At 62.7% G+C, this 14,714-nt stretch carries 13 protein-coding genes; 11 read left to right on the top strand and 2 right to left on the bottom strand.

All coding sequences use genetic code 11. The features are described from left to right. Window positions 1-310: 310 nt before the first annotated feature. The 5 genes from I8746_RS20650 (at window position 311) to I8746_RS20670 (ending at window position 6,397) form a co-directional block, all read left to right on the top strand. Window positions 311-1,234, top strand: coding sequence for an NADP-dependent oxidoreductase (locus tag I8746_RS20650; RefSeq protein ID WP_029611774.1), 924 nt, complete (start codon window positions 311-313; stop codon window positions 1,232-1,234). Between the two features lie 347 nt (window positions 1,235-1,581). Beyond that, entirely contained in the window at window positions 1,582-1,923 is a 342-nt protein-coding gene (locus I8746_RS20655) for a hypothetical protein (protein WP_306299048.1), read from the top strand. 135 nt (window positions 1,924-2,058) lie between these two features. Then, window positions 2,059-2,967, top strand: coding sequence for an AraC family transcriptional regulator (locus I8746_RS20660; protein WP_014754024.1), 909 nt, complete (start codon window positions 2,059-2,061; stop codon window positions 2,965-2,967). A 263-nt stretch (window positions 2,968-3,230) separates the two neighbouring features. Further along, window positions 3,231-5,267 (top strand): NADPH-dependent 2,4-dienoyl-CoA reductase, encoded by a 2,037-nt coding sequence (locus I8746_RS20665; RefSeq protein ID WP_004577419.1) that lies wholly within the window; start codon window positions 3,231-3,233, stop codon window positions 5,265-5,267. A 236-nt stretch (window positions 5,268-5,503) separates the two neighbouring features. After that, window positions 5,504-6,397 (top strand): 1-aminocyclopropane-1-carboxylate deaminase/D-cysteine desulfhydrase, encoded by an 894-nt coding sequence (locus tag I8746_RS20670; RefSeq protein WP_014754022.1) that lies wholly within the window; start codon window positions 5,504-5,506, stop codon window positions 6,395-6,397. On the opposite strand, the gene I8746_RS20675 is transcribed toward I8746_RS20670, so the two are convergent. Together I8746_RS20675 and I8746_RS20680 are read right to left on the bottom strand one after the other, a co-directional pair. Then, window positions 6,388-6,933: a cytochrome b gene (locus tag I8746_RS20675; RefSeq protein ID WP_003247218.1), complete on the bottom strand. Its 546-nt coding sequence runs from the start codon at window positions 6,931-6,933 to the stop codon at window positions 6,388-6,390. The genes I8746_RS20670 and I8746_RS20675 overlap by 10 nt on opposite strands. A 223-nt stretch (window positions 6,934-7,156) precedes the next feature. Continuing rightward, window positions 7,157-8,179, bottom strand: a complete 1,023-nt coding sequence (locus I8746_RS20680; RefSeq protein ID WP_121783843.1) for a DUF1853 family protein — start codon at window positions 8,177-8,179, stop codon at window positions 7,157-7,159. Here I8746_RS20680 and I8746_RS20685 point away from each other — a divergent pair. Genes I8746_RS20685 through pepN form a run of 6 tightly spaced genes read left to right on the top strand, consistent with a single transcriptional unit; the run spans window position 8,178 to window position 14,695 of the window. Continuing rightward, entirely contained in the window at window positions 8,178-9,068 is an 891-nt protein-coding gene (locus tag I8746_RS20685; protein ID WP_003247220.1) for an NAD(+) kinase, read from the top strand. The two genes, I8746_RS20680 and I8746_RS20685, sit on opposite strands and share 2 nt — an antisense overlap. Continuing rightward, window positions 9,068-10,039 carry a metallophosphoesterase gene (locus tag I8746_RS20690; protein WP_143494777.1) on the top strand — a complete coding sequence of 324 codons (972 nt, stop codon included), beginning with the start codon at window positions 9,068-9,070 and terminating at the stop codon, window positions 10,037-10,039. The genes I8746_RS20685 and I8746_RS20690 overlap by 1 nt, the downstream gene beginning before the upstream one ends. Beyond that, window positions 10,036-10,923 (top strand): rhomboid family intramembrane serine protease, encoded by an 888-nt coding sequence (locus tag I8746_RS20695; protein WP_012053241.1) that lies wholly within the window; start codon window positions 10,036-10,038, stop codon window positions 10,921-10,923. The genes I8746_RS20690 and I8746_RS20695 overlap by 4 nt, the downstream gene beginning before the upstream one ends. A 13-nt stretch (window positions 10,924-10,936) precedes the next feature. Then, window positions 10,937-11,197, top strand: a complete 261-nt coding sequence (locus I8746_RS20700; RefSeq protein ID WP_003247224.1) for a YeaC family protein — start codon at window positions 10,937-10,939, stop codon at window positions 11,195-11,197. Further along, window positions 11,194-12,024 carry a DUF2797 domain-containing protein gene (locus tag I8746_RS20705; RefSeq protein WP_003247225.1) on the top strand — a complete coding sequence of 277 codons (831 nt, stop codon included), beginning with the start codon at window positions 11,194-11,196 and terminating at the stop codon, window positions 12,022-12,024. Before I8746_RS20700 ends, I8746_RS20705 begins: the two co-directional genes overlap by 4 nt. Before the next feature lie 13 nt (window positions 12,025-12,037). Beyond that, window positions 12,038-14,695, top strand: coding sequence for an aminopeptidase N (pepN, locus tag I8746_RS20710; protein ID WP_221101029.1), 2,658 nt, complete (start codon window positions 12,038-12,040; stop codon window positions 14,693-14,695). The last annotated feature ends 19 nt before the right edge of the window (window positions 14,696-14,714 follow it).

A 14,714-nucleotide genomic window follows, 5' to 3' on the forward strand; every position in this document is an offset into this window, starting at 1 on the left:
TATTTATTCGAACATAAATGCCGAAACTAACCGGCTATTAAGCAAAGGCGTATGGAGCCACACTCTCACCCGAACTGCTGCAGTCGTACTGGCGTTGTTCAGTGTTCTCACCGCAGCGATTTTCCACAGCGCGCTGGCCGACCAGGCCCAGTTCATCCATTTCTTCAAGAACATCGCGATGGCCGGTGGCTTGCTGCAGACCGTGGCTTTTTTGGTGCAGGCCGCTTCAGCTTGGACGCCCGTCGTCAGTAGTCGAAGTGCAGCACCACAGAGCATCTGGGGCATCATCACCTTACCAATGGGAAAAACTATGAAAGCTATCCAAGTGGCACAGTACGGTCAGGTTCAGGGGTTGGAACTCAAAGATGTCCCAGATTTGGTGCCCAATGACGACCAGGTTTTAATCAATGTCGCGGGGAGTGGAGTCAACCCGATTGACTGGAAGATCCTCTCAGGGGCAATGAAGCAATTCATCCCGTTGTCTTTGCCCTATACGCCGGGGGTCGAGGTTGCCGGTACCGTTGCAGCGGTTGGCAAAAATGTCCACGGGTTTGTTGTGGGGGATGAGGTATTCGGTTTCATAGGCATAGTCGGTGGCTACGCGACTCAGGCCGTGGTAGCCGCCGACAGGCTTGCGCATAAGCCCGCCGGCCTGCCGCTCCTCCACGCCAGTGGCATTCCTGCTGCAGCGCTTACCGCCTGGCAAGCACTGCATGAACACGCCAACCTACAGTCGGGTCAAACAGTGTTGATTCACGGGGCTGCGGGAGGTGTAGGAAGTTTCGCCGTACAGCTGGCTCGCCTGGCCGGTGCCTATGTATTGACAACGGCCTCGGCCGGCAACCGAGACTACCTGTTTTCACTCGGGGCGCAGCAGGTCATTGACTATACCGCGCAACGGTTCGAAGACGTGGCTGAAGAGATCGATGTTGTTCTCGACCTGGTAGGAGGAGAAACGCAAGACCGTTCGTGGACGATTGTCAAACGAGGAGGTGTACTTGTATCTACCGTCAGCCCACCCGACCCGCAGAAGGCGCTTGAACACGACGCTGTCGGCAAACATTTCGCTACCCGTTCGGACGGGCGCCAGTTAGCACAGATCGCGCAATTGATTGCTGAGGAGAAGTTGCGCGTCGAGGTTGAGGTGATGCCACTTTCCAAGGTGACCGACGCTATAACGCTGAGCTCAGGGGGGCATACCCGCGGCAAGCGTGTCCTGGATGTCAATCGTTGAACAGCGGTTAACTGTATTAGGCTCTTTATGCAAAGCCTGGGAAAGGGATGCCTGCTCCTGCCTGAAGCCTGAGCCCCGAGATGCCTCGCCGCAGGAATGTGCAAAATCATCGCAGGAAACCCATAACGGGTTCATTACCGCCGCCTTAATCTGAGCCCAAGCAGCAAGCGAACCCACTGCTGCTGCCGGCCATCAGAGCGACCAAGCCTGGAAGCATACAGGCATCAACGTCACGCATTGCACTGACAACCGGCAACGAATCCATCGCTAATTTCGGAGTCGCTGTCATGAAAAATGTTAACAAAATGATGATTGGAGTCGCCTTAACTGTTCTGAGCGCAAGTTCGATGGCGCTTCCAGCCAAAGAGCAAGGCAACTGGACCCATAAACCTTGCAAATACCTGTGTGCACCAATCCTGGTCGAGGACGGTGCAGACCGACTCAATGGCCGTCGGGTTGCCGAGGACGGTGCAGACCGACTCAATGGCCGTCGGGTTGCCGAGGACGGTGCAGATCGACTCAATGGCCGTCGGGTCGCCGAGGACGGTGCAGACCGACTCAATGGCCGTCGGGTTGCCGAGGACGGTGCAGACCGACTCAATGGCCGTCGGGTCGCCGAGGACGGTGCAGACCGACTCAACGACCGGCGTGTAGCCGAGGACGGTTCGGACCGAGTCATCAATGCCTGATGTGCCTGGGCTGCGCCAAAAGCCCGGAAAAACCGGGCTTTTGGCAGATCAAATGATCCATTCGGCATCTACCCAAATGGATGCGAACCCACCTATCCTCTGCAATCGGGACAGCCGAACGGGGAGGTAACGGTAGTGAGTGATCTGGACGATGAGCTGACACGCCTCAGGGCCGAACTGGCATCAGCGATGCAACGTTTTGCTCCGACATACGGCGTCTATCAAACGGCGATTGATCCGTTGCATTTCATACGCAGCGACACGCCAACAGACGTCATCCATACGGTTCATAAACCGGGATTGTGCATAATTGTACAGGGCCGGAAACAGATCCAGTTGTGGGATGAAAGCTATACCTACGATCAACTGAACTATCTGGTTGTCTCTGTGACACTGCCTCTGGCTGGGCAAGTGACCGAGGCCTCTCCAGAGAGGCCCTACTTCTGCATTCGCCTGGATATCGACCCGGCAGAAATCGCTCAGCTGATTGCCGACGTCAGCCCGATCGGCGTACCCAGCCAGCCATCTCGTCGCGGCCTCTATCTGGACAGGATTGATACCCCATTGCTTGATGCCATGTTGCGACTGGTACGTCTGTTGGATGTGCCCTCCGATATCCCGGCATTGGCTCCGCTGGCCCTCAGGGAAATATTCTACCGGTTGCTCAAAGGCCAGCAGGGCCAGCGATTACATGAGATAGCCATCAACGACAGCCAGACCCACCGGGTGACAAGAGCTATCGAATGGTTGAACAACAACTATGCGCAGCCGCTGCACATCGATGAGTTGGCGAGCTATGTCAATTTGAGTAATTCCACGCTTCACCACCGATTCAAGGCAATCACCGCGATGAGCCCGTTGCAGTACCAGAAACAACTGCGTCTGCAGCACGCACGAAGGTTGATGATTTCAGAAGGGCTGGATGTTTCCACGGCCGGGTTCACGGTGGGCTATGAGAGCCCGTCACAGTTCAGCCGAGAATACAGCCGGATGTTCGGAGCCCCTCCAAGCAAGGACATCGCAAAGATTCGATCGATGGGATGAGTTGCAAGGTGGAACGGGCATGCAAAGAGGCTCCCCCTATGCCCCGCAAGCAAGTAAAGGGGGGCAGCGTAGGGGTATTGATACCGGTCGGGCCTATGCGTCAGCCCTCAGCAGTCTCGCTGTGCGCCAGGATCAATAACTTGTCAGTTTCGATCATTGAGCCCTTTCAAACGGCTGTTTAATGTCGCTGACAGACAAACGACGGGGCCCGCCACCCAGTGAGGTGCCCGCAATCCGTGATCACGCCATCAGGGGACCTTTCCATGGCCGCCGACCGCTACCCGCACCTGCTTGCCCCGCTGGACCTGGGCTTTACCACCTTGCGCAACCGCACCCTGATGGGCTCGATGCACACCGGCCTCGAAGAGCGCCCCGGCGGCTTCGAGCGCATGGCTGCATACTTTGCCGAGCGCGCCCGCGGTGGCGTTGGCCTGATGGTCACTGGCGGCATTGCGCCCAATGATGAAGGCGGGGTGTATTCCGGTGCGGCAAAGCTCAGCACCGAGGAAGAGGCCGACAAGCACCGCATCGTCACCGAGGCGGTGCACGCTGCCGGTGGCAAGATCTGCCTGCAGATCCTGCATGCCGGGCGCTACGCCTACAGCCCACGCCAGGTGGCACCTAGCGCGATCCAGGCGCCGATCAACCCGTTCAAGCCCAAGGCGCTGGACGAGGAGGGTATCGAGAAGCAGATTGCCGACTTCGTCAATTGTGCCGTGCTGGCCCAGCGTGCCGGTTACGACGGTGTCGAAATCATGGGTTCGGAAGGTTACTTCATCAACCAGTTCCTGGCCGCCCACACCAACCACCGCACCGACCGCTGGGGCGGCAGTTATGAAAACCGCATGCGCCTGGCAGTGGAAATCGTCAGCCGGGTGCGTGGCGCGGTAGGGCCGAACTTCATCATCATCTTCCGCCTGTCGATGCTCGACCTGGTCGAGGGTGGCAGCACCTGGGACGAGATCGAGCTGCTGGCCAAGGCCATCGAGCAGGCCGGCGCTACCTTGATCAACACCGGAATCGGTTGGCACGAGGCGCGTATTCCGACCATCGCCACCAAAGTGCCGCGTGCGGCCTTCAGCAAAGTCACCGCCAAGTTGCGGGGCGTGGTGAGCATTCCGCTGATCACCACCAACCGCATCAACACCCCGGAGGTGGCCGAGGCGGTGCTGGCCGAGGGCGATGCGGACATGGTCTCGATGGCCCGACCGTTTCTCGCCGACCCGGACTTCGTCAACAAGGCCGCAGCCGGTCGCGCGGATGAAATCAACACCTGCATCGGCTGCAACCAGGCCTGCCTGGACCACACCTTCGGCGGCAAACTGACCAGCTGTCTGGTCAACCCGCGTGCCTGCCACGAGACCGAACTCAACTACCTGCCTGTACGTACGGTGAAGCGCATTGCCGTGGTCGGCGCCGGCCCGGCTGGCCTGGCGGCGGCCACCGTGGCGGCCGAGCGGGGCCACGCGGTGACCCTGTTTGACGCCGCCAGCGAGATCGGTGGCCAGTTCAACGTGGCCAAGCGGGTGCCGGGCAAGGAAGAATTCTTCGAAACGCTGCGTTACTTCCGCAACAAGGTCAAAAGCACGGGCGTCGACCTGCGCCTGAATACCCGTGTGGATGTGCAGGCACTGGTGGGCGGCGGCTTTGATGAAATCATCCTGGCTACCGGCATCGCCCCGCGTACCCCGGCCATTGCGGGCGTGGAGCACGCCAAGGTGCTCAGCTACCTGGACGTGCTGCTCGAGCGCAAGCCTGTGGGCAAGTCGGTGGCCGTGATTGGCGCGGGAGGTATCGGCTTCGATGTGTCCGAGTACCTGGTACATGAGGGCGTGGCCACCAGCCAGGACCGAGCGGCATTCTGGAAAGAGTGGGGCATCGATACCCACCTTCAGGCGCGAGGTGGTGTGGCCGGGATCAAGGCCGAGCCGCATGCCCCGGCGCGGCAGGTGTACCTGTTGCAGCGCAAGAAATCCAAGGTGGGTGACGGGCTCGGCAAGACGACCGGCTGGATTCACCGCACCGGGTTGAAGAACAAGGGGGTGCAGATGCTCAACAGCGTCGAGTATCTGGCTATCGACGATGCCGGCCTGCACATTCGTGTGGACGGCGGCGAGCCGCAGGTGCTGGCGGTGGATAACGTGGTGATCTGTGCCGGGCAAGATCCGCTGCGCGAGCTGCAGGAAGGGCTGGCGGCGGCGGGGCAGTCGGTGCACCTGATTGGTGGCGCGGATGTGGCGGCCGAGCTGGATGCCAAGCGGGCGATCAACCAAGGCTCGCGGTTGGCGGCTGAGCTCTGAGGTCGTTGGGGCTGCGTGAACCCGACACCTGCACGTGTGGGAGCGGGCATGCCCGCGAAACAGGTGACGCGGTGGATGGCACCGGCTTTGCCGGTGTTCGCGGGTGAACCCGCTCCTACGACGGCCTGTGCCGGGGTATCGATGCCTGTGTCGAGCCACCCTGGCACTGTGATGCCTCGGCGGGGGTGACTCATCGATTACAAGCGCTTGCGGGATTACCCTGTACACTGCGATCCATGCATGTATTCGACCTCCCCCCAGCCCCCCTGCAGTTTCTGGACTTGCCCTGGCTGCGGCAAGCCCAGGTCCAGGCCGCCATTCTGCGCCTGGACCTGATTGACCCGCTGATCAGCGGCAACAAGTGGTTCAAGCTACGCCACCACCTGCAACAGGCCGGCGCCAGCCATGCTCCAGGCCTGATCAGCCTTGGCGGCAACCATTCCAACCACCTGCACGCCTTGGCCGCTGCCGGCAAGCGTTTCGGCTTCGCCACCGTCGGCCTGTTACGCGGCCATGCCCAGGACACGCCAACCGTGCGTGACCTGCAGGCGCTGGGCATGAAACTGCATTGGCTAGGCTACGGCGGCTACCGTGCGCGCAACGAGCCAGGCTTTTGGGCTTCCTGGCAGGCGCGCTATCCAGGCTGGCACTGCATCCCCGAAGGGGGCGGCGGGCTGGCCGGTGCGCAGGGCTGCGCGCTGATCATGCAGCAGGCGCGCGCGCAAATCTCGGCCTTGGGCTGGTCAGACTACGACGCCTGGTGGTTGGCTGCCGGAACGGGGACTACCTTGGCCGGCCTGGTGATGGCCGAGGCAGGGGCGCATGCCGTGCATGGCGCCTTGGCCGTACCCAGGGATCATGGGGTGCCGGAGACGGTGGCAGCACTGGCCGGCACGCACGGCTACCAGCTACACGACGCCTGCCGTGGCGGTTTCGGAAAATTCGACGATGCGCTACTGACGTTTATCGCCGACTGCGAGCAGCACACTGACGTGCCGCTCGAAGCCCTCTATACCGGCAAGGCTCTGCTGGCCTTGCGTGATCAGGTCGCTGCCGGGCTGTTCAAGCCCGGCAGCCGCCTGATCTTCGTACACACAGGTGGCCTGCAGGGGCGACGCGGTTACTTGTAAGGCAGCATGCGCAACAGCGTGTTGTCGCGCTGCACATAGTGGTGGTAAAGCCCGGCCAGTGCATGCAGGCCGATCAGCCAGTAGCCCCAGCTGCCAATACGCTCATGCCAGCCTTTGATGAACTTGGCCTGGTCCGGGTTCGGGCCGATCAGATGGGGCAGCTCCAGGCCAAAGAACGGCACCGGTTTGTCGGCGGCGCTGAGGATCAGCCAGCCGGCCAGCGGCAGGCCGATCATCATCAGGTACAGTGCCAGGTGCATCAGGTGCGCCAGGCCAGTCTGCCAGGCCGGTGGTTTTGGCACGATGGGCGGCGTCGGGCGGCTCAGGCGCATGGCCAGACGCAGCCAGACCAGCACGAACACGCTGAGCCCGAGCATGAAGTGCAGGTCCTTCATCAGGTTGCGTTCGACGCTGTCCTTGGGGAACAGGCCGCGCAATTCGATGAGCGCATAGACAGCGGCCAGCAGCACCAGCATCAGCCAATGCAGGGCGATGGACAGGCGCGCGTAATGGGTCGCGGGGTTGGATGAAACCATGATCGGTCCTCGTCATCAGGTCGGAAAGGCGCTCTTGCTGGCGCTCAGGTACCATTGTAATGGTTACCAGAAACGAATCTTTGCGCTGGGTCTGTGAAAATTCTGTTGCCAGCCACCGGCCTCTTCGCGGGCCCGCCCGCTCCCACAGGTACTGCACAGTCTTTGAAGCCGTGCAGTACCTGTGGGAGCGGGCGTGCCCGCGAAGGGGCCGGAACAGGCGACATCAGTTACCGGGCAGATACGGCCAGTCATCAGCCACCAAAAACACCCGCTCTGCCTCCTGCCAGGCACCCTCGGCATCAGGCACCAGTCGTACCAGCAACTGCGCCGGTGCCTGCTGCTCCAGCACATGCAGCCACGCCGCAAACTGCTCCGCCTGCCAGCACTCACCTGACGCCACCCTAGCCGGCGCCAGCCAGGCATGCCGCTGCAGCGGCTGCCAACGCTCGCCCTCGGCCATCACCCAGTCCCGCCGACGAAGCCAGCGCCCGCGCAAATGTTGCGGGTTGGCGCCCTCCGGCGCCTCGGCATGCCCAGGCCGTGGATAGAACAGGTAACCACCCAGCCACATTTGCGCCTGCACCTGCTCCACCCCTAGCTGGGCCAGCGCCTGACGGCTGTGCGCCCCCTTGGACATGGGCAACTGGTGCCCCGCCAGGTGCGCAAGCTTGGTCCCCAGCCGGTCATGGCAACCTGGCCCCAGCCAGGCATGGGGATCGTGCCCGGCGCCTTCCGGGCCCAGGTACAGCTTGATCGCCAGTTCCAGGTGGTGCACGCCGTCGCAGTCGCGCAACACCACGTCGAGCTCGCCCAAGGTGCGCCCGCCGTCGCGAATCGCCAGGTTGGCGGCCAGCAGCTCGATGCCTGGCGCCTGGCCCAGGGCAAATTGCCACAGGCGTTCGTAGTAATGCCCCAGGCGCCGGCTGCCCAATTGCGCCAGCCACTCGCGCAACGGTCGGTCATCGGCATCCAGGGCCCGCAACCATTGTTCAAGGCGTTGTGGCTGCTGCGCCCACAGGCTGCCCGCCAGCGGGTGTCGCTGGGGGCAGGGCGGGGCGCTGAGCAGGGGCGGCGACAACAGGGCCCATGCCAGGTCACGCACGGTAGAGTGCTGCAGTTGTCGGGGCAGGTCGTGAAGCTGGGCGAATGGCGTCATCCTGCGAGCATAGCCGGTTTGCCGCTGCCCGGTGGTTTCGCCCATAATCGGCGCATCGTCACCCGCCGCAGAGCCTCGCAGGAGCCCCATGGAGCAATTTCGCAATATCGGTATCATCGGTCGCCTTGGCAGCTCGCAGGTGCTCGACACCATTCGCCGACTGAAAAAATTCCTCCTCGATCGCCACCTGCACGTGATCCTCGAGGACACCATTGCCGAAGTGCTGCCCGGCCATGGCTTGCAGACGTCCACCCGCAAGCTGCTGGGCGAGGTCTGCGACCTGGTCATCGTGGTCGGCGGCGACGGCAGCCTGCTGGGCGCTGCCCGCGCGCTGGCCCGGCACAACATTCCGGTGCTGGGTATCAACCGTGGCAACCTGGGTTTTCTCACCGACATCCGCCCCGACGAGCTGGAACAGAAGGTCGCCGAAGTGCTCGACGGCCACTACCTGGTAGAAAACCGTTTCCTGCTGCAGGCCGAGGTGCGTCGCCACCACGAGGCCATCGGCCAGGGCGATGCGCTGAACGACGTGGTGCTGCACCCGGGCAAGTCCACGCGCATGATCGAGTTCGAGATCTACATCGACGGCCAGTTCGTCTGCAGCCAGAAGGCCGACGGCCTGATCGTCGCCACCCCCACCGGCTCCACCGCCTATGCGCTGTCGGCCGGTGGCCCGATCATGCACCCCAAGCTCGATGCCATCGTCATCGTGCCGATGTACCCGCACACCTTGTCGGGCCGGCCGATCGTGGTTGACGGCAACAGCGAGCTGAAGATCGTGGTGTCCAAGGACCTGCAGATCTACCCGCAGGTGTCCTGTGACGGCCAGAACCACTTCACGTGCGCCCCCGGCGACACCATCACGGTCAGCAAAAAGCCGCAAAAGCTGCGCCTGATCCACCCGCTGGACCACAATTACTACGAGGTCTGCCGCACCAAACTGGGTTGGGGCAGCCGCCTGGGGAGCAGTGACGACTGATGCTCGATCCGGCGCGAAGTTTTGACATCATCGGCGACGTGCACGGCTGTGCACTGACCCTTGAACGCCTGCTCGACGCCCTCGGATACAAGCGCGTGGCTGGCGTGTGGCGCCACCCGCGACGTCAGGCACTGTTCCTTGGCGACATCGTCGACCGCGGGCCACGCATTCGTGAGGCGCTGCACATCGTCCACGGCATGGTCGAAGCCGGCCAGGCGTTCTGCATCATGGGCAACCACGAATACAATGCCCTGGGCTGGGTCACCCCGGCGCTGCCTGGCAGCGGCAAGGCCTATGTCCGCGAACACACGCCGCGGCATGCCCGGCTGATCGACGAAACCCTGACCCAGTTTGCCCAACACCCCGGCGATTGGCACGATTTCGTCAACTGGTTCTACCAGCTGCCGCTGTTCATCGACGCAGGGCGCTTCCGTCTGGTGCACGCCTGCTGGGACCCGCGGCTGATCGAGCCGCTGCGCCGGCAATACCCCGACGGACGCATCGATGAGCACTTCATCCAGGCCTCGGCGGTCAGTGGCAGTTTTGCCGACACGGTGTGCAACCGCCTGTTGCGCGGTACCGACATGCGCCTGCCGGACGGGCTGACGCTGACCGGCGGCGACGGCCTGACCCGCGCGTTCTTCCGCACCAAGTTCTGGGAAGAAGACCCGAAAACCTACGGTGACATCGTGTTCCAGCCCGATGCCCTGCCCGAGGAAGTGGCCAGCACCCCGCTCAGCCACAGCCAGAAGAACGCCTTGCTGCGTTATGACGAAGACCAGCCGATGCTGTTCGTCGGGCATTACTGGCGCAGCGGCCGACCGGCACCGATCCGCGCCAACCTGGCCTGCCTGGACTACAGCGCCGTGCTCTACGGCAAGCTGGTCGCCTACCGGCTGGATGATGAAACCCGTATAGACCCACACAAGTTCGTCTGGGTCGACGTCGACCGCCCACAGGCCAACCAATGAACATTATCGAAGTGATGCGCCTGCCGCTGTCGGTCGACCTCAGCGGCTTCGTCCACCTGTTGCAACGCCTGCAGGTACCGCACCGGGTCAGCGAGGAGGGCGATGCCCAGGTCCTCTGGGCCCCCGACACCCTGGCCGAAGATGTGCTGCAGCTTTACCAGCGCTACCCCGACGGCAACGCCGACCTGCCGGCCAGCGCCGAACCTGTAGGGGCGGGTTCACCCGCGAATGCCCCCACACAGCCTTCTCTGGCAGCCCAGGCCAAGGCCTGCAAAATCACCACCCTCACACTGCTGCTGTGCTTCATCGTCGCCGGCCTTACGGGCCTTGGTGACAACTTCACCACCATCAGCTGGTTCACCTTCCTCGACTTCCGTGTCCAGGGCGACTACCTGTACTTCACCTCGCTGGCGCAAACCCTGGATGAAGGCCAGTGGTGGCGCCTGGTATCACCCATGCTGCTGCATTTCGGCGTGCTGCACCTGGCCATGAACAGCCTGTGGTACTGGGAGCTGGGCAAACGCATCGAACTGCGCCAGGGCCCGTGGGCGTTGCTGGGCCTGACCCTGCTGTTCAGCCTGGTGTCCAACCTGGCCCAGCACTACACCAGTGGGCCGAGCTTGTTTGGTGGTCTGTCCGGCGTGCTGTACGGCCTGCTCGGGCATATCTGGCTGTACCAGTGGCTGGCGCCTGACCGTTACTTCAACCTGCCCAAGGGCGTGCTGGTGATGATGCTGATCTGGCTGGTGGTATGCCTGACCGGCGTGGTCGGCACGCTCGGCCTTGGCCAGATCGCCAATGCCGCCCACGTCGGCGGGCTGCTCATCGGATGCCTGACCGGGCTCTTGGGTGGGGCGCTGGCCCGGCGTAAACTGTCGGCTTGAATCAGGAGACACTATGTCCACTTTCGCGCAAATGATTGAAAACATTACCCCGGAAATCTACCAGAGCCTGAAACTGGCCGTGGAAATCGGCAAATGGTCCGATGGCCGCAAGCTCACCGCCGAGCAGAAAGAGCTGTCGCTGCAGGCGGTCATCGCCTGGGAGATGAAGAACCTGCCTGAAGACCAGCGCACCGGCTACATGGGCCCTCAGGAATGCGCGTCGAAGTCCGCGCCCATCGCCAACATTCTGTTCAAGTCGGACTCGGTACATTGATCGAACTCGCGCGTGGCTCGTTGAGCAAGATGGCGGTAAGCCTGCAGGCACCGGTGGTGCAGTACAGCTTCCGCCTGGATGACACGCAGGTGCCGGTCAACCCCATGATCGGCCAGCGCCTGCGCCTGGAATACCTCGGCGCCATTCATTGCAGCCATTGCGGCAAGCGCACCAAGACCAGCTTCAGCCAGGGTTACTGCTACCCGTGCATGACCAAGCTGGCCCAGTGCGATGTGTGCATCATGGCCCCGGAAAAATGCCACTACGACGCCGGCACCTGCCGGGAGCCGTCGTGGGGCGAACAGTTCTGCATGACCGACCACGTCGTCTACCTGGCCAATTCGTCGGGGATCAAGGTCGGCATCACCCGTGCCACCCAGCTGCCCACCCGCTGGCTCGACCAGGGCGCCAGCCAGGCGTTGCCGATCATGCGCGTGGCCACCCGGCAGCAATCGGGCCTGGTTGAAGACGTGCTGCGCAGCCAGGTGCCGGACCGTACCAACTGGCGCGCGCTGCTCAAGGGCGATGCCGAGGTGCTCGACCTGCCGGCCATCCGGGAGCAGGTCTTCGAAGCCTGCGCCGACGGCCTGCGCGAACTGCAGGGGCGCTTTGGCCTGCAGGCGATCCAGCCGCTGCCGGACGCCGAAGTGGTGCAGATGAACTACCCGGTCGAGGCGTACCCGAAGAAGATTGTCAGCTTCAACCTCGACAAGGACCCGGTGGCCGAGGGCACGCTGCTGGGCATCAAGGGCCAGTACCTGATCTTCGACACCGGTGTGATCAATATTCGCAAGTACACGGCCTACCAGTTGGCCGTGCTCCAGTAAAAAGGACCTGCACATGCGTACCGAACAACCGCAAGTGATCTACCTCAAGGATTACCAGGCGCCGGAGTACCTGATCGACGAGACGCACCTGACCTTCGAGCTGTTCGAGGACCACACGCTGGTTCACGCGCAACTGGTCATGCGCCGCAACCCGGCACGCGGTGCCGGCCTGCCGCCACTGGAACTCGATGGCCAGCAGCTGGAACTGCTGCGCGCCTCCCTGGATGACCAGGAATTGCAGCCAGGCGACTACCGGCTCGACGCCGACAGCCTGACCATTCAGCCCAAGGCCGAGCGGTTCACCCTCGACACCAGCGTGAAGATCCACCCGGAAAGCAACACCGCCCTGGAAGGCCTGTACAAGTCGGGCAAGATGTTCTGCACCCAGTGCGAGGCCGAGGGCTTCCGCAAGATTACCTACTACCTCGACCGCCCGGACGTGATGAGCACCTTCACCACCACGGTCATCGCCGAGCAGCATCGCTACCCGGTCTTGCTGTCGAACGGCAACCCGATCGGCAGCGGCCCGGCCGAAGACGGCCGTCACTGGGCGACCTGGGAAGACCCGTTCATGAAGCCGGCCTACCTGTTCGCCCTGGTGGCCGGTGACCTGTGGTGCGTTGAAGACAGCTTCACCCGCCAGTCCGGCCGTGAGGTGACCCTGCGCATCTACGTCGAGCCCGAGAATATCGACAAGTGCGACCACGCCATGGTCAGCCTGAAAAAGTCCATGCGCTGGGACGAAGAAGTCTATGGCCGCGAGTACGACCTGGACATCTTCATGATTGTTGCGGTCAATGACTTCAACATGGGCGCCATGGAAAACAAGGGCCTGAACATCTTCAACTCCAGCTGTGTGCTGGCCCGCGCCGAAACCGCCACCGATGCTGCGCACCAGCGCGTCGAAGGGGTGGTCGCTCACGAGTATTTCCACAACTGGTCGGGCAACCGTGTCACCTGCCGTGACTGGTTCCAGCTGTCGCTGAAGGAAGGCTTCACGGTGTTCCGCGATGCCGAGTTCAGTGCCGACATGAACTCGCGCACGGTCAAGCGCATCGAAGACGTCGCCTACCTGCGCACCCACCAGTTCGCCGAAGACGCCGGCCCCATGGCCCACCCGGTGCGCCCGGACAGCTTCATCGAAATCTCCAACTTCTACACCCTGACCGTCTACGAGAAGGGCGCCGAAGTGGTGCGCATGGTCCGCACCCTGTTGGGTACCGAAGGCTTCCGTAAAGGCAGCGACCTGTACTTTGAACGTCACGATGGCCAGGCGGTAACCACCGACGACTTCATCAAGGCCATGGAAGACGCCAATGGCGTCGACTTTACCCAGTTCAAGCGCTGGTACAGCCAGGCGGGTACCCCGCGTCTGGAGGTCAGCGAGGCGTATGACGCCGCCGCGCAGACCTACAGCCTGACGTTCCGCCAGAGCTGCCCGCAGACCCCGGACAAGGCCGAGAAACTGCCGTTCGTGATCCCGGTGGAGCTGGGCCTGCTGGATGCCGCCGGCAACGATCTGCCGCTGCAGTTGGCGGGCGAAGAGGCCGCTCAAGGGACCAGCCGCGTGCTGTCGGTGACCGAGGCCGAGCAAACCTTCACCTTCCAGGGCATTCAGGCCAAGCCGCTGCCGTCGCTGCTGCGTGGCTTCAGCGCCCCGGTGAAGCTGAGCTTCCCGTATGACCGCGACCAGCTGATGTTCCTGATGCAGCACGACAGCGACGGCTTCAACCGCTGGGAAGCGGGCCAGCAGCTGTCGGTGCAGGTACTGCAGGAACTGATCGGCCAGCATCAACGCGGTGAAGCCCTGAAGCTCGACCAGCGCCTGATCACCGCCCTGGGCACTGTGCTGGGCAACGAATCGCTGGACCCGGCCATGGTGGCCGAAATGCTCTCGCTGCCAGGTGAGGCGTACCTTACCGAGATCAGCCAGGTGGCCGACGTCGACGCCATCCACGCCGCCCGCGAGTTCGCACGCCAGCAGATCGCCGAACACCTGTTCGACGCCCTGTGGGCGCGTTACCAGGCCCACCGTGCAGTGTCGCGCAGCACTGCCTATGTGGCCTCGGCCGAGCACTTTGCCCGCCGCAGCCTGCAGAACATCGCGCTGTCGTACCTGATGCAGAGTGGCAAGCAACAGGTGCTGGACGCGACCCTGGAGCAGTTCGAGCACTGCGACAACATGACCGAGCGCCTTACCGCGCTGGCGGTACTGGTCAACTCGCCGTTCGAGGCCGAGCGCGCCAAAGCGCTGGCGGCATTTGCCGAGCACTTCAAGGACAACCCGCTGGTCATGGACCAATGGTTCAGCGTGCAGGCGGCCAGCACGCTGCCGGGCGGGCTGGCGCGGGTCAAGGCGTTGATGCAGCACCCGGCCTTTACCCTGAAGAACCCGAACAAGGTGCGTGCGCTGATCGGTGCCTTTGCCGGGCAGAACCTGGTCAACTTCCATGCTGCCGATGGCTCCGGGTATCGCTTCCTGGCGGACCTGGTGATCGAGCTGAATGCGCTGAATCCGCAGATTGCCTCGCGGCAACTGGCGCCGCTGACCCGCTGGCGCAAGTATGACGATGCGCGTCAGGCGCTGATGAAGGGTGAGCTGGAGCGGATTCTGGCTTCGGGTGAGTTGTCCAGTGATGTGTATGAGGTTGTGAGCAAGAGTCTGGCGTAATTGTTGTGAATTGGGGCTG

Origin of the sequence: Pseudomonas sp. USTB-Z, assembly GCF_019691255.1 — a bacterium.
GTDB lineage: Bacteria > Pseudomonadota > Gammaproteobacteria > Pseudomonadales > Pseudomonadaceae > Aquipseudomonas > Aquipseudomonas alloputida.

Bases quoted from the DNA above. Each gene is read 5' to 3' on its own strand.
- I8746_RS20655 (WP_306299048.1), top strand. From the start codon at position 1,582: ATGGCGCTTCCAGCCAAAGAGCAAGGCAACTGGACCCATAAACCTTGC.
- I8746_RS20695 (WP_012053241.1), top strand. From the start codon at position 10,036: ATGAACATTATCGAAGTGATGCGCCTGCCGCTGTCGGTCGACCTCAGC.
- pepN (WP_221101029.1), top strand. From the start codon at position 12,038: ATGCGTACCGAACAACCGCAAGTGATCTACCTCAAGGATTACCAGGCG.
- I8746_RS20670 (WP_014754022.1), top strand. From the start codon at position 5,504: ATGCATGTATTCGACCTCCCCCCAGCCCCCCTGCAGTTTCTGGACTTG.
- I8746_RS20685 (WP_003247220.1), top strand. From the start codon at position 8,178: ATGGAGCAATTTCGCAATATCGGTATCATCGGTCGCCTTGGCAGCTCG.
- I8746_RS20690 (WP_143494777.1), top strand. From the start codon at position 9,068: ATGCTCGATCCGGCGCGAAGTTTTGACATCATCGGCGACGTGCACGGC.
- I8746_RS20650 (WP_029611774.1), top strand. From the start codon at position 311: ATGAAAGCTATCCAAGTGGCACAGTACGGTCAGGTTCAGGGGTTGGAA.
- I8746_RS20665 (WP_004577419.1), top strand. From the start codon at position 3,231: ATGGCCGCCGACCGCTACCCGCACCTGCTTGCCCCGCTGGACCTGGGC.
- I8746_RS20680 (WP_121783843.1), bottom strand. From the start codon at position 8,179: ATGGGGCTCCTGCGAGGCTCTGCGGCGGGTGACGATGCGCCGATTATG.
- I8746_RS20700 (WP_003247224.1), top strand. From the start codon at position 10,937: ATGTCCACTTTCGCGCAAATGATTGAAAACATTACCCCGGAAATCTAC.
- I8746_RS20675 (WP_003247218.1), bottom strand. From the start codon at position 6,933: ATGGTTTCATCCAACCCCGCGACCCATTACGCGCGCCTGTCCATCGCC.